The sequence below is a fragment of the Sphingomonas sp. S-NIH.Pt15_0812 genome (assembly GCF_003951315.1).
Classification (GTDB): domain Bacteria; phylum Pseudomonadota; class Alphaproteobacteria; order Sphingomonadales; family Sphingomonadaceae; genus Sphingomonas.
The window spans coordinates 25086-41480 of record NZ_QLJH01000030.1 but is presented as its reverse complement, the minus strand read 5'-3'; the positions used below and the strand labels follow the sequence as shown (position 1 = coordinate 41480).

Here is a 16395-nt window from a genome sequence, read left to right as displayed (position 1 = left end):
GTCGCGCAAGTCCATCGAATACGGCTTCGCCATGCAGACCGGCCTCCTCCGCCAGCCTGCCCTTGAATCAGATCAGCGCCTCCATGGAAATCCCCATCGATTCAGCCCCACGTCATCCCGCTCTAGAACAGTCCTCGTAACTGAACGTTCGTTCACCCGAACTGATTGGGCAGCGGTCCAGGAGGCCGATCGTCGCGGCGGCATCGATACGCCTTCCTGGCTATGGGAAAGCATGGTGTCGCTCGCTGGCAGCCATGAGGCTGGCGACCTCGATCACTGCCGACGCTATGCTCTTTAACTAACGTCTGACTTCATCGCGGTCCTTGAAGATGGGCAAAGCATTGCCGCCATCTTGAGCCATACTTTGACAATCTCTTTGCCTTCCCGCCCCAAAAAGCAAGACGTCCAATTGAAAAATAGAGCAGATATCATATGCCGTTTACGTCTGAGCAGACGGCAAAAAATATTGCAGAATGCCTGCGACCTAATGGCAGCCCTCGTCACTCGTCGTCTGTATAAAGCTCAGCGAACTTACCCCTTTCCAAGCCACCAATCTGCCAGATTTCGGGATTGCCCTTTGTGAAGAATACCTTGTAGAACTCCGTTCGGCCGAACGTGTGGGTTGTTTTGATGAAGTTCAATGCCTTGATTGTGCCCTTCGATGCTAGTGGCGGACCCGACTTTGCGATCTGCTGCCTACATGCCTTGAGCAATTTTGCCTGCATCATATCCGCAGGGCATGTACCGCTAGCCGTTCTGGTCAAGATCGTGCGCAACGCAGCAGAGTAGCGCCCTTGCGCCGAAGCGGTAGGTGCTGACATCGTGAGCGCAGCGCCCGCGATTAGAAACGAGAAGGTGTAAAGCATTATCGCTTCTCCGTTGCTGCTCGGCGTTGCTTGATGTCCCAAAGCAGCGCTGGCATAGAACTCATCGAACTAAGCGCCTTACCGAGCAGACGGAGCCAAGCTGCAGCGTGGTGTAGGATGTACGCAGACTATGCCTGGGAATGCCAGCCCCGTGAGACTAAAGCTATTTGCTGGACGCCATCGGTGGCGCTTGCCTCTCACGTACGGGCGCTGAGATGGCCCCCTAAATGACCTGACAGGGCCTCGCTCTTGGAGTGAGGCATATGACTGAGCATACGACCAGGCGTTACAATGACGGTGAGGTCCTCTCCGGGGTCCAGCGCCGGAGGCGCTGGACCCCGGAGGAGAAAGTCCGGATCGTCGAGGAGACGTACCTGCCGGGCATGAGCGTGTCGCTGGTGGCGCGCCGGCACGGCATCGGCGCTGGGCAGCTGTTCACCTGGCGCAGGCTGATGGCGCAGGGTGCGCTGACCGCGGCCGGCGCTGGCGAGGAGGTGGTGCCCGCGTCCGAGTACCGGGCGTTACAGGCGCAGGTGAGCGAGCTGCAGCGCCTGCTGGGCAAGAAGATCATGGAAGCGGAGATCCTGCGCGAGGCCGTGTCCCGGGCCACAGGCCCAAAAAAACTGCTGTTGCGCTCGACATCGTTGCCGGGGGACGGTCGGTGACCGCGGTCGCCGACACCCTCGGCATCAGCCGCCAGCACCTGTCCGCGATGCGCAACCGACCGCCGCCCAGGCAGCGGGGGCGACCCCCGCTGCCCGATGCCGAACTGGTCGCCGAGATCCGCGCACTCGTCGCTGATCTGCCGACCTACGGCTATCGCCGCGTGCATGCCCTGCTGCGCCGTCGGGCCCAGCGGACTGGGCGCGCAGCGCCCAATCCAAAGCGGGTATACCGCGTGATGAAGGTTCACGACCTGCTGCTCCAGCCCCATGGCGGCAAGGGCGAGGAACGGCGCCACGACGGCCGTGTCGCTGTCGATCGGCGCAACACCCGCTGGTGCTCCGACGCACTGGAGATCGGCTGCGACAATGGCGAGAAGGTGCGTGTCGCCTTCGCGCTCGACTGTTGCGACCGGGAAGCCATGGGGCACGTCGCCACCACCGGCGGCATCACCGCCGAGGACGTCCGTGATCTGATGGTCGCCACCGTCGAGCACCGCTTCGGACCCGTGAACCGCCTGGCCGAACCGATCGAGTGGCTCACCGACAACGGCAGTCCCTATATTGCTGGCGATACCAGACGCTTCGCGCGCCACATCGGCCTCGTTCCGCGCACCACTCCGGTCAGCAGCCCGCAGTCGAACGGCATGGCAGAGGCCTTCGTCCGCACCCTCAAGCGCGACTATGTCCGCGTGAACCCGACGCCGGACGCACGCACCGTCATCAAGCAGTTGCCCGCTTGGCTGGAGCACTACAACGAGGTCCACCCACACAAAGCGCTGGGCTACCGCTCCCCCCGCGAGTACATCAACCAAACCCGCGAGGCCCCGTCAGGCATTTAGGGGGCAACAACAGGCGCACCAATCGCGCGTGACAGTCCAACGATTTTGGACAGGAACATTGTCGTTCCGATAGGGTCAGGACTCGTTGATTACAGCCAGAAGATGACGGTGGCAGCGAGGGCAATGGTGGAGAAGAAGACGGTGGGCCAGCGGTCGTAACGGGTGGCGACGCGGCGCCAGTCCTTGAGGCGGCCGAACATTATTTCGATACGACTGCGACGCTGGTAGCGGCGTTTGTCGTACCGGACCGGCTCGTTGTGCGACCTGCGGCCCGGGATGCAGGGCTGGATGCCTTTGGCCTGAAGAGCGTCCCTGAACCAATCGGCGTCGTAGCCGCAGTCGCCGAGCAGCCACTGCGCCTTGGGCATATCATCGAGCAGCGCTGCCGCGCCAGTGTAATTGCTGACTTGGCCAGCGGTCATGAAGAAGTTCAGGGGGCGCCCGTTCGCGTCGGCGACGGCATAGAGCTTGGTGTTCATGCCGCCATAGGTAGCGCCCCATAAGGCAGCCGAGATCCCCTTTTTAACTCGCAGGCTCGATGCCGTGCGGTGCGCCTTCAGGTAGGTCGCGTCGATCATGACCGTCTGCGGCTCGGCACCGGCTGCAGCCAGACCTTCCATCATTCGCGTGAACACACCGGCCTCGCCCCAGCGCTTCCACCGGTTGTAGAGCGTCTTGTGCGGACCGTAGGCGCTGGGCGCGTCGCGCCAGCGGAGCCCGTTGCGGTTGACGAAGACGATACCGCTCAGCACCCGTCGATCATCGACTCGTGGCTTGCCGTGGCTTTTGGGAAAGAACGGCCGCAGGCGTTCCATCTGCTCATCCGTCAGCCAAAACAGGTCGCTTATCCCAGTCTCCTTGCGGAGCCTGAATCAGATCGCGACGCTCAGATTAATGGATCCTGACCCTAGAGGCGTGCGGCGGTGCGCATCACTGGGCGCGCGAGTTGCGGGCAATAGGGCATGAGGTTCGGCTGATCCCGCCGGCGGACGTGAAGCCATTCGTGAAGCGGCACAAGAACGATGCGGTGGATGCCGAGGCGATCTGCGAGGCGGCGCAGCGGCCGAGCATGCGGTTCGTGGCGGTGAAGAGCAGGAACAGCGGGCGGCAGCACTGGTGTTCCGCACGCGCAACCTGGCGGTGAAGCAGCGCATCCAGATCGGCAACGCGATCCGCGGGCACCTGGCCGAGTATGGCTGGGTAGCGCCCGAGGGCGTTGCCCACCTCGCGGTGCTGGCGGACTCGCTCGAGGGCGGCGAGATCGGGGACACGGCACCACGACCCCACCACATCACGACATTCGAAAACGCAAAGTCAGGCGCAAAAGCGGTCGTAACGCGGAGATTAACGGACGGCCGAAGTAGGGAGGTGGAGAAGGGGGCGTAAATATCCGGCTTTGGATCCTCAGGCAGCGCGGCTGGATTGCCCGTCACGCCAGGCGGCAACCAACAAGGCTGGCAATCCTCGATGGCATCGAGGCAAGATCTTCCTGTTGACCATCGACGAGTTCGGAAGTCACGACCGGCGCGCCGCAGAAGTCGAAGATGCCATGATCGATCTGCGCGCGCATTGCATCGCGATATCCGTGCCTGGCATAGGTCGCGGCGCTGGCGCCTGTCAGCGCGATGAGATGGACGTTCAAACGTCCAAGTTTCTTGACGATACCTCCATCGGCATCTTCCTCGAATGCCCACCCGGACACGAACACACGATCGATCCAGCCCTTGAGCACCGCCGGCATTGACCACCAGTAGACCGGGTGAACCAGGACGAGATGATCCGCTCTGTCGATCCGTTGCTGCTCTCGGCGCACATCTGGCGGGGTCGGGTCAGTTGCGGTGAACGCTGCATGGTCCGCAGGCCCGAAGACCGGATCGAACTCTTCCGCCACCAGATCGACAAGTTCGACGGTGTGTCCGAGCGCTGTTCCCGCATCGAGGATTGCGGAAGCAACGGAGCGGGTCAGCGACGGGCCGGCAGGATGCGCCATGACGACGAGGATGTGCATTGCTACTACTCCCGTTTACCGGATTGTGCGGAAGGTCGACCGGATATGCTCGACCAGTGTCTGTGCGTTCTCCATGGCCGCGAAATGTCCGCCCCTGTCCGCCTCGGCGAAGAAGCGTAGGTCCGCGAAGCGCGTTTCAGCCCAGCGCCGCGAGAGCCGAACCTGCTCGCCTGGAAACATGCTCACGCCGGCCGGCAACGGGATTGGATCGTGCGGCATCCCTTGCGCCATCTCCTGGGCGGCCTCCCAGTAGAAGCGTGCCGAACTCGGCCCGGAGTTTGGTAGCCAGTAAAGCATCACGTCGTCGATGAGATGGTCGAGCGGGATCACGCGCTCGGGCTGACCATCGCTGTCGGATACGTCCTGGAAAAGCGCGTAGATCCAGCTCGCCAGACCTACCGGAGAGTCGGCCAGTGCAAACGCGATCGACTGCGGGCGCGTGCATTGCAGTTTCATATAGCCCGAGTACTCGCGGTCGTAGCGCTGCGCGTCGTCGAGCATTCGCTGCTCGTCAGGCGTCGCGTCGGCCATCTCCTCGGCAGTCGGCTGGAACAGCACCATGTTAAGGTGGATGCCGGCGAGACCGGGTGCGCGCATGTGGGCCAGCGCGGTCGTCACTGCCGTCCCCCAGTCACCGCCCTGCGCCATCCAGCGGTCACCATAGCCCAGCCGTTGCATCAACTGCCCCCATGCCGCGGCAGTACGGCCCACACCCCAGCCCGGCTCACTCGGCTTGTCCGAAAAGCCGAAGCCCGGGAGTGCCGGGATCACGAGATGAAAGGCGTCGGCGGCATTGCCGCCATGCGATGACGGATCGCTGAGTGGCGCGATCAGGTCGCGGAACTCGAGGATCGAACCAGGCCAACCGTGAGTCAGCAGCAGTGGAGTGGCGTTCGCGTGCGGCGACCGGATGTGCAGGAAGTGGATGCCCAGCCCATCGATGACGGTTCTGCTGCTGCCCCAACCGTTGAGCATGGCCTCCGTGGCACGCCAGTCATAGCCGTTCAGCCAGCGCTCGATCAATCGCCGGATCATCGGCAAAGCAGGCCCCTGACGCCCATCCGTGGTCGTGCCGGGATCGGGCCAGCGCACACGCTCGAGGCGGTCGGCAAGGTCACTCAGGCCGGCGTCGGGTATGTGGATCGGGAATGCCGTCACCGCATCGGGCTGGGTCTGATTGATCGTGGTGCTCATGTTGCATCCTTTCGTGTCGGGAAAGGATAGTCGTTGTGCAATGGCCTGATTAGGTGGCCTATCCGCGACAGGTGTTGCATATGGTGCAACAATGATGGACCTTGCTGACCTACGTGCCTTCGTGCACATCACCGACCTGATGAGCGTGTCGGCCGCGGCGAGGATGCTGGGATTGCCGAAATCAGGCGTCAGTCGCGCGCTGGCGCGGCTTGAGCAGCAGGTCGGCGCCGTCCTGCTCGATCGCTCGACCCGGCATATGCGGCTGACCGACGCTGGCACCCTGTTTCGGCCGCATGCCCTTCGCATTCTCGCCGATGTCGACGAGGCAGGGGCAGCGCTTGAAGGTCTTGCCGCCGTGCCGAGCGGCACGTTGCGGGTCAGTCTGCCGTTCACGATCGCAAGCGCACTGGTCGCACCGATGCTGCCCCGCTTCATGGCGGCCTTTCCGCAAGTGCGGGTGGTGCTCAAGATCGAGGATCGCATTATCGACATGCCGGCCGAGCTCGTGGACATGGTTGTCCGGGTCGGCCCGCTGGCCGATAGCGATCTGATCGCAAAGCACCTCCTGACATCGCAGACGTGGCTATGTGCGAGCCCTGACTATCTCGCAGTTCGCGGCACGCCGCTTCGCGCCGCCGATCTCCATACCCATACACTGCTCGACTATGCGGATCGCCCAGTGGCCTATTACGACGGCACAGCTGGGCCAGCGGGCATCGCCGAATTCTGCCCGCACGCCATCATCTCTGACGCCGCAGCGATCCTGCCTGCGGTTCTTGGCGGCTGCGGCATCGCACGGCTTCCAGACTTTCTCGTTAAAGCTCCTATCGAGGAGGGCCGACTGGTCAGGTTATGGCCTAACGGGCGCACCCACGAGGTCGCCATTCATGCGCTCTATCCAAACCATCGAGCATTATCAGCGAAGGTTCGAGTTTTCATCGACGCTTTAGTCGAAGCTGCGAAGTGCCATGCGCACGCGTGAGTGTCATGGGCTTGGCGCTGCTAGTCGGTGCTCAACTGCGTCGGACATAGGCTGAGGGCGTTGCACCCAGCGATCGCTTAGGTGTTTGGTCCCGACCCCAAGGTTGACCAAGCCATGATCAACGTCATGCGAACGTCACCTTGTTGAACCGGCGACGATAGCGGAAAGAGGCTCCCAACAGCCCGAAGCCGACACACAGCATCGCCCAGCTGCTTGGCTCCGGCACTGCCTGTACAGAAGTGAGGCCAAATTTGCGGTTCATGTCACGATAGCCTGCGGCCTGCGCTGCGGCGGTGGGGTGAACACCATCAAAGGAGAAGATGCCGGCACAACCGGTTGCCTGTGCACCTGCTTCAATACAGGTGATATCCGCTCGTTGTGGCGGCAGGCCCAATGAGGCAGGATCAGTCAGCGCGCGTCGATTGAAATCGCTCAGGCTATAGAAAAGCAGGTCTGTGTCAGCATCGAGCGACAAGCCGCCGAGTGCCTTATTGAGATAGGCGTTGGCGGCAATGGTGTAGGGATCGCCGAAAAGCGGGAAATCCGTCATCAGGATGTTCCGCACGCCCAGATCATTGAGCGTCTGAACGCCAGCGGCATATTGGTTCGCCGCGGCCTGTAGGTAGGCGTCGACGGTCGGGTATGAACCGATTGCGCCCTCAAGACCAAATACACCCTTGGCGCCAAAAACGTCGTTGCCACCAAAGTTGAGGATGTAGAGGCCATTGGTGTCGACAGACCGACCCGACGCAGTGAATGCTCCAATTTGCGCTTTGAGATCGGGGATGTTGTCGCCGGTATCGACCACGCGTGCGCCGCCAAAGGCAAAATTGTTGCCTCCTGCCAGCGAAGGTGTTGTCGGCACGCCAAAAAGTTCAATGGATAGAAGATCCGGATAATCATAACCGTTGGTGAAGCGGTTTTGAAAATAGCCAAGTGCCGGATCGGGTCGAGTGCCACCATTAGCGATGTAGAGATTGCCAGCGTCTACGAGGCTGTCGCCGAAAACCGTGACCGAGGTATATTGAGGTGTATCTCTGTCGGCCCAGGCGGGGGCGGCTGAAAAAGCACTGATTGCGCATATGACCGATGCCAAACGCTTGTTCATTGCAAAAACCTACCCGCACAAATCGTTAAGCCACCGACGTACACCGGCTGTGCGCGATAAGCCATATCCTTAATGAGGCATTAACAAAATTATATGCCGTGCGTCGAAGTGAAGAATATTCTGCAGGTCAAAAGTGGCTGTGAAAGGTATTCTGCTGACCCACCGCTTGATTTATGAGATGATCATCGATTACCCTACCAGGCTGGGCCCCCAACGGCTTGCCATCATATCGTATATCACTTGCTCGTGCTGGCGGTTATCATTGCCTTCCACTAGCTACAACAAAATAAATCTGTCTTATCCTTCGCACGTTCCGTCGACTAAGTGACCATAAGCTCTACCCGTTCGGCCATGTAGCTGCTTAACGTTTTTGTGTCTCCAATTTGGCCATGGCAAGCGTGGCGGCAGGGTTAATCTCTAACAATCAATGTTATTGTAGTGCCGTTAATAGTATGAGTGCTATCTGCGTAGAAACACGATTGGCTAAGTGACAATAGCGCGTCTGCTCAGAGCTAATATGGCAAACCATGCATTGCTGTGGTAAAGCAAGACTAAATTCTGCTTTAAATCTACTGAATGTGGAAAAATAGAAACTTTCAGGGCGATTAACATGTATCCATCAATCGACGGGCAAAGTGAGCCGCATCATCGCCAAACGGGAGTGGCAAAAGTTAGCCACATTGGGGCTGTTCAAAATCATCGTGAGATCGTGCTTCCTCTTACGGGTACTTGCGGCGAACAAAAGCTTGTAAGTGTACTCTTAGCCGATACCGATGATCAACGTAGCTCTGCATGCTCGCTAATCAACAAGATGTATTCCTGGCGCGGGTATGGGAGCAGTCACAAGCTGCCGGTGCGCTCAACGCACTCAACCTTCGCAGCGTCAGTAGAGGGCAATACCATAGGCACGTTGACGCTCGCCGTAGACTCTGAAGCCGGGCTCGCTGCAGATGGCATTTTTCAGGACGAAATCGACCAATTTCGCAGCCGGCCCGGTGCCAAGGTTTGCGAGCTGACGAAGCTGGCGTTCATCTCCACTATGCCCTCAAAACCCATGTTGGCTGCACTCTTCCACATCGTATTCATCTATGGTCAGCGCCGCCATGAGTGCACCGATCTGTTTATTGAGGTGCATCCTCGTCATCGACGCTTTTACGAGCTGATGCTCGGATTTAAGCGTATTGGCACAGTTAAGACAAATTTCAGCGTTGATGCGCCTGCACAACTCATGTGGTTGAAAATTTCCGATATTCGAGACCAGATCGATCAGCACGCTGGCCAAGGAGATGCTGCATCTGTGCGCTCACTTTACCCATTCTTCTTCTTGGCAAATGAAGAAGATGGCCTATTTGCCCAGATAAAGGACGCCAGCTTCGAAAAGGGATGTACGGCTGCGGACACGGCAGAAGATACTCTTTCCTACGATCAAGTGGCTGGCCTGATTTGCGAGGCGATCACCTATCAATAGACGAAGTTGTAGACTTAATAGCTAAATGCTAGAGACAACCCGAAGAGCATCAATGAAACAAAGAACTCATTGCCGAATCCGTAGCGCTGTCTGCAACGCCAGCAGCGTAACCATCGTGCCAAAACTCAAGCATTGAGGGGCTCATATAGCTCGGAGGATTTTCTTCCTTCTTCGTAAAGCCCGCTGTCCAGCCCTCCTCGAAAAGAGAGATTATCGCATCCATTCCTGCATCTGTCTGGATAATCATCAGGCTGCCTAAAAGTTAACAAGCTTCAAAAATATCGTTCTGTACGCGATTTAAACGCTGGTCAATATAATCTGGTTTCAATGGTTACGTGCCCGAAATGTGCGGTGGGTAGTCCCGTCTCGGGACGCAATGTAATCCGTGGTAGGTGGTCATGCGTGACCGTAAGATGGGAATTGCTCCGAGTACGCCTGCGAAGTGATAAGCTGCATTGTGGTTCTCTCTGGCGGGTAGACCGAGTGGCTTCCGCGATCGCCAAATTGGCCGCTCTACCTTGAAGCGCCAACGGTATCGCAGGTCGTTCTAGTCCGCAGTTAGCGATGGATTTTGCGCAACCGGTCCTCCTGCCCGTTTCCAATATTTGCACTTTTGTAATGAGGATACGGCAAGCGCCTTCTATAGCTGAACAAGGGTTCGAAGTTGGGAAGCGGATAGATGCCCGAATTCACCGATTTTGGGTCGTATGACCGCCCTAACCGATCAGGAACGTCAGGCCTATTGCTTGGCAATACCTTCTCCGACGAACGGCCCGTCAAACGATCTCATGACGAGCCGCCCGGTGACCTTTGACTCGCGGTTATTTAGCCGCAGTACGAGGTCGTTCGACAGGATGAAGTAGGTATCTGGTCCCGACGCATAGAGCGGTTCGCTGACGCCGTCCTTGAGCGAGATGGCTAAATCCATCAGCATTGATGGAGAAGGAGCCGAGATCGGAAACGGCGTAGGTCCCCACCAGGCGGGCGCGGGTGGCGGCTGGAATCGGCACGCTGGTGCGCTCGATACTGTGGTAGCTTGGCCAGCCATAGGCGGTGGCCACGCTGCGCGTGATTTCCGATGCCAGCTCGGCACCTTGGGCACCGTTCGTCATGACAGCCACGCCGTCACCCGATCCAGCATAGGCGACCAGGAAGTTCTCGTATCCCTCGTTGCTGCCTCCGTGCGCGAAGGCGCGATCGGTAGGTGTCGGGTGGACCTCCAGGCCAAGGCCCCATTCCCCTTTGCCGGGTGTCAGCATTGCCGTCGCCAGCGACTGGCCAAGGATGCTGCCTTTTTCTCCGCGTGCACTGTCGCGCACGGCGATCGCGTAGCGTAGCAAGTCGCTTGGCGTGCTCCACAGACCGGCAGCAGCCAGCTCTGGAAGGTGTGTGGTCCGCCGGGCACAAGTTTCCCTGATCCGTCATGTGGCCATGCGGCGGTCGCCAGCAAGGCGGCATCGAGCGGCTGCGCGAAGCTGCTGCGCATCATGCCGGCGGGATGAAGCACCTCGTCTCGAAGAACGTCCGCGAATGGCCTGCCCGTCACGTCGCCGATGAGTTTCTGGACAGCCGTATAGCCGCCGCCAGAGTAGCGCCAGATCGTCCCCGGTTTACTATCTACGACGACCGCTTTGGTGTTTGCGGGCGTATGTCCGGCAAGCACGTCCACCACTCCCGGTACGGCTTCCCCGGCAGCGTATCCGGGGAAGCCGTGCACAGTGGTTCCCGCCGTATGCGACAACAACTCACACAACGTGACGTGTTCGCCAGGTGGCGTCTCTAGCTTCCATCCCTTAAGCTGCGTGTTGACATCGCCGTCCACGGGGGACCCTCGAACCACAATGTACTAACTATCAACCCGGACTACCCGGTGGGGGCCACTCAGGTTGGCGACGATGTCGGAGGGCAGCGTGTCCAGGTCGACCGCGCGCATCGTTGGATCGACCGAGGGGATCTGGATGCCGTCGACCGAGATGGCCGACCATTCGCTGGGCGCCGCGCACGTTGATATAGCGGCCCTCGCCCTGATCGCGCTCGATGCCGACGCCGGGTGCGCGCTGCAACGCCTCGGCGATATTGGGATCGGGGAAGCGGCCGATCGCATCGGCCGAAACGATGGTGACGGTGTTGTCGGCGGTCCGCTGCTGATTGAGCGCGCGCGGTGTTGTCAAGCAGCGAGGCGACGATGCCGATGATATCGCCCGCCTCTCCGCTGGCGGCGGGCAGGGTCAGCGAGATGTCGCGACCGCGATCGGCCGCCGCCACGACGCGGGTGACCGGCGGGCGGCCGAGATAGTCGACCAGCAGGGTGATGTCGCCCGGTGCCTCGGGGGTGATGATGCCGAACTCGCCTTGCAGGTTGGTCGTCGCCTGGCCCCCGTCCCCTCGACCACCACCCGCGCGCCGGGCAGCGCCACGCCGGTCGCGTCATAGATGCGCCCCGACAGGATCGGGCCGGAAGCGGGCATGAACGCAGGGGCGGCCGCATCCCTGGTGGTGGCGAATACGGGCGCTGCGGCAAGACCCCATGCGATGAGCGAGGCCCCCGCAAGACGGCGGATGCCGAAACGGACGATGTGCATGATGCTCCCCTGGGCGCTTGGTCGTGCCGACACCCCCCGGCGCCGGTCGTTGCCGTTGCCGTAGCGGGGCTTTGTTATGAAGCGATCTGATTGGGATGACGACGTGATGACGCAGACGTCACAATCGTTATCCAGCGTTTCTATTTATCCCCTGCAAGGGAAGGTGACGCGCACCAGCGACGGAAGGGCGTCACCAATCGTGGCTTCCCCGGAACGCGATGAAATGAGGTAAAACTGAAGAAAGCCCCTCACCTTCAAGGGAGGGGTGGATCAAGCTGACGTCATCGCGCTCTAGGCGGCTGTTTGGAAATGATTGCACGGGTGTTCTGATGGTGATTCACTGTGGGGATTCAGACCCGCAAGAGCCGTGGTCGGCAGGCCGAGATCGGGCGAACGACCAAGCGCATCCCAGTGACCTGACGGATGAGGAATGGTCGAGGATATCGCCGCTCCTGCCCGGTGCTGCGCGAAGAGGGCGCAAGCGCCACATCGCCATCGATACCGATGGACGGTTGCTGATGGTGAACCTGACCACCGCCAACATCTCCGACCGTGCCGGCGCGCATACCGTCATCGATGTCTTGCACAAGCGATGGCCCTGGATCAGGCATCCATTCGCCCATGGTGCCTCTGACCGGCGGCAGATGCTCGAAAACGCCGCCCTCATCGACCTTGTCGTCGAGATCGTTCGCCGCTCCGATCCCGGTTTCGCCATCCTGCCCAAGCACTGGGTCGTCGAGCGGACCTTCGGATCGCTCACCCGATATCGCCGCCTCGTGCAAGAAGACGAAGCCCGCATCGACGTCTCCGCCGCCATGACCAACTCGCTCGTCCGACGCATCGGCTATCCGTAAATCTCCAAACGGACGCTCAGCGATCTGCCGCCATAGGAGTGGATGACCGGTGTGGAGAGCGAGTCAGGCGGCGGTGAACGGTTGCCAGTGGGTCTTCATGGCTATGACAATCGTCATTCGATCAATAGGATCGTTTCAGCTCCGTTCCACTTGCCTGCGAGGCCCGGCACTTCTTCAAGCTGGCGTACCTCGCTGAAGCTGCCTCGCTCATCCCGATATCTCACGATCTCGAAACCATGGCCCTTCAATTGTGGCACCTTGTCCAGTTCTGCTGCAGTCGCGCTATTCAGGTTGATCACGAACCTCTCCAATCGTTCGACATGAACGAACGCAGCTTCAGGCTGTGCCGTAGATTCTTTAAATACCGTCTGCTTCTGGGTTCTGACACAATTTCACCGCGGTGCCACCTGATGGCTCAGCTCCGATGCGTGTCCGACACCCCGAGAGGTCGAATATCCACACCCGTCCGGCCAGGATCAGCCGTCGTGCCCGTAACCAGCCTTCAACCTGTTTGGAAATCCTGAATGTCGGTCCAGCCTAGGTGACCGCCAATACATCTCCTCGCTACCAGCAGTCGTTCCACGAACTATGAGCCGTGGGAACCCATGCCGCGCTCACGACCCCAGATGACGGCACCGCTTCGCCGGCTCACGCCCAGTTTCGCGTAGATCCGGGCGACATGGTTGCGCACGGTGTTGCGTGACAGGTTCAAACGCTGGGCGATCCCGCTGTCGTCCAGATCGTCGCAGATCAGACCGAGCACTTCCCGCTCGCGGGGGGACAGGTGTTCGGCGGGCGGCTGCGTCTGGGGGCGGCGGAGGGTGGCGAGCTTGTCCAGGATGGATCGGCTCAACCAGCTCGTATCCTGCATCACCTCGTCGATGGCCTTGGCCAGTTCGACTTCGTCGCGGCGCCGCTCGGTCACGTCCTGATAGACCCAGAGGACGCAATCCGCGCCATCGACATTGACGGTTTCGGCGGAAACGAGGCAGTCGATCAATTCGCCGGTGCGAGACCGCAACCGCGCCTCGTACTGGCGCAACGTGCCGTGTTCCGCCACGAGCCCGTCTGCGGCATGGTACGCGTCGCGTGCGTCCCATAGGGCCGGGCCACCCGTCGCCGGACCGGTCAGCTCTGCGCTGTCATATCCCGTCAGGGCCCGGAACGCCGCATTGACGCGGGTGATGGAGCGGTCGGCGCCCTGCGTGACCGCCATGGCGACGGGGGCCATCTCGAACACGGTCAGCAGATGCCGTTCGCTGGCGGCCAGCGCCTGCTCCGCCTCGCGGCGCGGCTGGAGGTCGGCAAAGGTGAGCAGCAGCGCATCCTCCTGCGTGACGTCGATCGGCTGACCGGCGAACAGGACCAGCCGCCGCGATCCGCCCGCGACCAGCAATTCGGCCTCGGTCTGAGGCACGGTGCGGCCCTCCTCGATCCGCGTCTTGACCCCTTTCGCATCCTCCACGCCGCCCAGCAGCTCGAGACCGAACAGCGCCTTGCCGCGGAGATCGTCTTCCCCGAACCCCGTCAGCGACAGGAATCCCGGATTGGCCCGCATCACGCGCAGGTCGGACTGTCGGACGACGAGCGCCGGCGCCGGGTTCGCCTGGAACATCGCCTTGAACCGCGCCTCGGCATCGAAGCGCGCGGAGACATCGCAGAGGACGAGGGCGAGATAGTCCGGCTCTCCCCCATCCACATCCATCGTGACGTCGCGGACCTGATGCACCCAACGGACCTCGTCCTCGCCCGCCGGCATCACTTCGACGACCTCGTCCGGGAAGCTTTCCCCGGCCAGCAGCCGGAACAGCGGATAGTCGCGACGCTTGAGCGGCCGGCCGGTGCTGGAGCGGAGCGTGAAGCGTTCGGCATAGCCTTCGGCGGTCGTGCCCAGATCCTCAAGCTTATCGATCCCGTGCATGCGCAGGGCCGCGGCGTTGGCCCGCAGGATCACACCGGCGGAATCGAGCAGGATCACCCCGTCCAGCAATTGCGCCATGAGCTGTTCGAGGTGGCGGAGCGTCGGCGAGGAAGCGGGTGTCGGCATGGTCCTGCAAGCGCTCGGCCGGCGCCGACGTTCCTGGCCGGCATTGGTGCCACTAGTGCGCGCGCACCAATGGCCCCGACCGTCGGCCGGGCGTCGATCTGAACATCATCGTGCCACAACCCGTTGAGCGATCACGAAATCATGATGTGAAGGAATGACCATGGGCTTCATCGTACTTCTTATCGTCGGCGGATTGATCGGCTGGGTGGCAAGCATGATCATGCGCACCGACGGGCAGCAGGGCATTTTCCTCAACATCGTCGTCGGCATCGTCGGCGCCATGCTGGCGGGCTTCCTCATCACGCCGCTGATTGGCGGCGCACCGATCACCAGCGGCGTGATCAGCATCCAGTCCGTGGTGGTATCGCTGCTCGGCGCAGTGGTGTTGCTGGCGATCATCAACTTCTTTCGCCGCGGCGCGCTGCGCTGATCGAGAGCCCGGCCGTCCGTCCTGCCCGAATGGGCGGGGCGGCACGGTCGGGCCGACGGTAAAGCGAAACCGCCGGCTCGTCCCGAGAATGCGGGCCAGACGCAGGCGCCGGATGCCGCGTGCACCGGCGCGAAGGTGAGGGGCAGTGGTGGCAGCGCGCATCGTCGGCGTTGCCCGCCCGCCCGACACCAGCATCATAACATTAATTAGGAGAGTTCCATGGTTCGATATCTGATAGCCGCTTCGGCCGTCGCCCTGTTCGCCAGCGCCGCACCGGCACAGACCCAGGCCGGCTCTCGCAACCCCGTGATCAAGGACAGCGCGCCGCATGGCGTCGCAGCGCCGGCCAAGGGTGCGAATTCCTTCACCGAGGATCAGGCGCGCGGTCGCTTTGCGAAAGCCGGGTACAAGGTCGCTTCCAAGCTGACCAAGCAGAACGGCCTCTGGCAGGGTGCGGCGACGAAGGGCGGCAAGCGGATGACGGTGATGCTGGACTATAAGGGCAACATCACCGCGCGCTGATCCATTTCATTAGGAGAGAATATATGTCACAGACCATCACACGACTGTTCGACAATTATACCGATGCTACCGCCGCGGTGCGAGACCTGGAACAGCTCGGCATCGCGCATGGCGATCTGAGCATCGTTGCCAGCAATGCCGATGGGCATCATGACGATCATGGCACGCGCGATCATGATGGCGTCAACGACGACGGCGATGTCAGCCGTGGCGTATCGACCGGCGCGATGCTGGGCGGGGCGGGCGGCTTGCTCGCGGGGCTCGGGCTTCTGGCCATACCGGGGCTGGGGCCGATCGTCGCGGCTGGCTGGCTGGCGGCAACGGCTGCCGGCGCCGGCATCGGTGCAGCGGGCGGCGCGGCGACGGGCACCATCGTCGGTGCGCTGAAGGACGCCGGTCATGACGAAAACGACGCCCATGTCTATGCCGAGGGTGTTCGGCGCGGCGGTTCGCTCGTCAGTGCCAAGGTGCCGGACGAACTGGTCGGCGAAGCCGAGGCCGTGCTCGACCGCCATGGTTCGGTGACCGCAGCGACGCGCGGCGCCAGCTATCGCGAGAGCGGCTGGAGCTCGTTCGACCCGGATGCCCCCGCCTATACTACCGATCAGGTGCACGAAGAGCGTAGCCGCTACGCCCAGCCGGCACGCTTTTGAACGCGGCTGTCGGCTCCCGTCGAAAGGTGGGAGCCGACAACAGGCTTCGAGGCATCGTCCTCAATCTGCCAATTGAGCGAAATCGGACGCCTTGTTTCGGTCGTTGGTCGACATGTCAAACCTCGTTCGCATGCGCATCGACGGAGCCCTTCCGGCTATGCGCGCGAAGAATTCCCC

18 protein-coding genes and 2 pseudogenes are annotated in these 16395 nt (G+C 61.2%); 10 read left to right on the top strand and 10 right to left on the bottom strand.

Annotated elements, in window-relative coordinates:
- A pseudogene (locus tag BRX43_RS21005) lies at window positions 1-298 on the top strand (hypothetical protein); the annotation flags it as partial.
- 202 nt (window positions 299-500) lie between these two features.
- On the opposite strand, the gene BRX43_RS16280 reads toward BRX43_RS21005, so the two are convergent.
- On the bottom strand, window positions 501-866 hold the full coding sequence (locus BRX43_RS16280; RefSeq protein ID WP_125996145.1) for a hypothetical protein: 366 nt from the start codon (window positions 864-866) through the stop codon (window positions 501-503).
- Window positions 867-1129: 263 nt separating this feature from the next.
- On the opposite strand from BRX43_RS16280, the gene BRX43_RS16275 reads away from it, so the two are divergent.
- Window positions 1130-2370, top strand: a protein-coding gene (locus tag BRX43_RS16275; RefSeq protein WP_125996144.1) for an IS3 family transposase whose coding sequence is annotated in 2 segments (ribosomal slippage) — window positions 1130-1484 and window positions 1484-2370 — 1242 coding nt in all. Because the reading frame shifts where the segments join, the coding sequence is not laid out codon by codon here.
- Between the two features lie 89 nt (window positions 2371-2459).
- Here the strand turns inward: BRX43_RS16275 and BRX43_RS16270 are convergent.
- Window positions 2460-3218, bottom strand: a complete 759-nt coding sequence (locus BRX43_RS16270) for an IS5 family transposase (RefSeq protein WP_125996143.1) — start codon at window positions 3216-3218, stop codon at window positions 2460-2462.
- A gap of 50 nt (window positions 3219-3268) precedes the next feature.
- Here BRX43_RS16270 and BRX43_RS21000 point away from each other — a divergent pair.
- Window positions 3269-3585, top strand: a pseudogene (locus BRX43_RS21000) (transposase); the annotation flags it as partial.
- 214 nt (window positions 3586-3799) lie between these two features.
- On the opposite strand, the gene BRX43_RS16260 reads toward BRX43_RS21000, so the two are convergent.
- Together BRX43_RS16260 and BRX43_RS16255 are read right to left on the bottom strand one after the other, a co-directional pair.
- Window positions 3800-4378 (bottom strand): NAD(P)H-dependent oxidoreductase, encoded by a 579-nt coding sequence (locus tag BRX43_RS16260; RefSeq protein ID WP_125996142.1) that lies wholly within the window; start codon window positions 4376-4378, stop codon window positions 3800-3802.
- Between the two features lie 15 nt (window positions 4379-4393).
- Window positions 4394-5572 (bottom strand): epoxide hydrolase family protein, encoded by a 1179-nt coding sequence (locus tag BRX43_RS16255; RefSeq protein WP_125996141.1) that lies wholly within the window; start codon window positions 5570-5572, stop codon window positions 4394-4396.
- Between the two features lie 94 nt (window positions 5573-5666).
- Here BRX43_RS16255 and BRX43_RS16250 point away from each other — a divergent pair, with 94 nt between their 5' ends.
- Window positions 5667-6554 (top strand): LysR family transcriptional regulator, encoded by an 888-nt coding sequence (locus tag BRX43_RS16250; RefSeq protein WP_206433254.1) that lies wholly within the window; start codon window positions 5667-5669, stop codon window positions 6552-6554.
- Window positions 6555-6678: 124 nt separating this feature from the next.
- Here the strand turns inward: BRX43_RS16250 and BRX43_RS20995 are convergent, their stop codons facing one another.
- The gene (locus tag BRX43_RS20995; protein WP_125996139.1) at window positions 6679-7662 is read right to left on the bottom strand and encodes an SGNH/GDSL hydrolase family protein; all 984 of its coding nucleotides are present in this window, start codon (window positions 7660-7662) and stop codon (window positions 6679-6681) included.
- Window positions 7663-8272: 610 nt separating this feature from the next.
- Between BRX43_RS20995 and BRX43_RS20585 the strand changes: the two genes are divergently transcribed.
- Window positions 8273-9130 (top strand): acetyltransferase, encoded by an 858-nt coding sequence (locus tag BRX43_RS20585; RefSeq protein ID WP_206433253.1) that lies wholly within the window; start codon window positions 8273-8275, stop codon window positions 9128-9130.
- 49 nt (window positions 9131-9179) lie between these two features.
- On the opposite strand, the gene BRX43_RS16235 is transcribed toward BRX43_RS20585, so the two are convergent.
- From BRX43_RS16235 to BRX43_RS16220, 3 genes are all read right to left on the bottom strand, one after another.
- Window positions 9180-9377 carry a hypothetical protein gene (locus BRX43_RS16235; RefSeq protein ID WP_125996138.1) on the bottom strand — a complete coding sequence of 66 codons (198 nt, stop codon included), beginning with the start codon at window positions 9375-9377 and terminating at the stop codon, window positions 9180-9182.
- Between the two features lie 574 nt (window positions 9378-9951).
- A complete protein-coding gene (locus BRX43_RS21185) occupies window positions 9952-10491 on the bottom strand; it encodes a hypothetical protein (RefSeq protein ID WP_277600169.1) in 540 nt (179 codons plus the stop codon).
- 492 nt (window positions 10492-10983) lie between these two features.
- A complete protein-coding gene (locus BRX43_RS16220) occupies window positions 10984-11301 on the bottom strand; it encodes a TonB-dependent receptor plug domain-containing protein (protein ID WP_206433252.1) in 318 nt (105 codons plus the stop codon).
- Between BRX43_RS16220 and BRX43_RS16215 the strand changes: the two genes are divergently transcribed.
- Entirely contained in the window at window positions 11279-11563 is a 285-nt protein-coding gene (locus BRX43_RS16215; protein WP_125996136.1) for a hypothetical protein, read from the top strand. The genes BRX43_RS16220 and BRX43_RS16215 overlap by 23 nt on opposite strands.
- A 478-nt stretch (window positions 11564-12041) precedes the next feature.
- Window positions 12042-12566, top strand: coding sequence for a transposase (locus tag BRX43_RS16210; RefSeq protein WP_346962867.1), 525 nt, complete (start codon window positions 12042-12044; stop codon window positions 12564-12566).
- 113 nt (window positions 12567-12679) lie between these two features.
- On the opposite strand, the gene BRX43_RS16205 is transcribed toward BRX43_RS16210, so the two are convergent.
- Together BRX43_RS16205 and BRX43_RS16200 are read right to left on the bottom strand one after the other, a co-directional pair.
- Window positions 12680-12865: a helix-hairpin-helix domain-containing protein gene (locus tag BRX43_RS16205; RefSeq protein WP_125996135.1), complete on the bottom strand. Its 186-nt coding sequence runs from the start codon at window positions 12863-12865 to the stop codon at window positions 12680-12682.
- Between the two features lie 287 nt (window positions 12866-13152).
- Window positions 13153-14613 (bottom strand): helix-turn-helix transcriptional regulator, encoded by a 1461-nt coding sequence (locus tag BRX43_RS16200; protein WP_125996134.1) that lies wholly within the window; start codon window positions 14611-14613, stop codon window positions 13153-13155.
- Window positions 14614-14773: 160 nt separating this feature from the next.
- On the opposite strand from BRX43_RS16200, the gene BRX43_RS16195 reads away from it, so the two are divergent.
- The 3 genes from BRX43_RS16195 to BRX43_RS16185 all read left to right on the top strand — a co-directional run bounded on the left by BRX43_RS16195 (window position 14774) and on the right by BRX43_RS16185 (window position 16218).
- Window positions 14774-15043 carry a GlsB/YeaQ/YmgE family stress response membrane protein gene (locus BRX43_RS16195; protein ID WP_125996133.1) on the top strand — a complete coding sequence of 90 codons (270 nt, stop codon included), beginning with the start codon at window positions 14774-14776 and terminating at the stop codon, window positions 15041-15043.
- Window positions 15044-15262: 219 nt separating this feature from the next.
- The gene (locus tag BRX43_RS16190; protein ID WP_125996132.1) at window positions 15263-15565 is read left to right on the top strand and encodes a hypothetical protein; all 303 of its coding nucleotides are present in this window, start codon (window positions 15263-15265) and stop codon (window positions 15563-15565) included.
- Window positions 15566-15588: 23 nt separating this feature from the next.
- Window positions 15589-16218 carry a hypothetical protein gene (locus BRX43_RS16185; protein ID WP_125996131.1) on the top strand — a complete coding sequence of 210 codons (630 nt, stop codon included), beginning with the start codon at window positions 15589-15591 and terminating at the stop codon, window positions 16216-16218.
- Window positions 16219-16395 lie beyond the last annotated feature (177 nt).